Source organism: Pseudoruegeria sp. SK021 (assembly GCF_002119405.1).
Taxonomy (GTDB): Bacteria; Pseudomonadota; Alphaproteobacteria; order Rhodobacterales; family Rhodobacteraceae; genus Meridianimarinicoccus.
Genome location: NZ_MTBG01000143.1, coordinates 1 through 335 on the forward strand (window position 1 = coordinate 1; position 335 = coordinate 335).

Consider the following 335-nt stretch of genomic DNA (forward strand, 5'->3'; position numbering starts at 1 on the left):
CGCCTACAGCCGCTTCACCCGCGCCGTGGCCGAGGCTGAGCTGACCCGTTTCCTCAAGGCAGATCTGCAGGCCGACCGGTTCAGCTGGAGCGTCGACGATGACGCCATCGCCCGGGCGGAACTCTTCCGGGTCGTTTGCGGGAGAGTGTGGAATCCTACGCTAAGCCGTCTGCGGCCGTTCGCGCGGGGTGCGGCGAATGACCGGTTCGATGCAGGTTTCTCGGACGCCTTGCGCGTCGTTTGAGTGACGCGGATCGTTGCTTGGCGTCGGAGAAGCGCTCAAGCGGGAAATCGCGGGGTGGGGCTTGGTGGGGCGTTTGTTGCTATGGGGATTT

1 pseudogene is annotated in these 335 nt (G+C 64.8%); it reads left to right on the forward strand.

What is annotated here, in order from left to right:
- Positions 1–244, forward strand: a pseudogene (locus tag BV911_RS18980) (hypothetical protein); the annotation flags it as partial.
- Between the last annotated feature and the right edge of the window lie 91 nt (positions 245–335).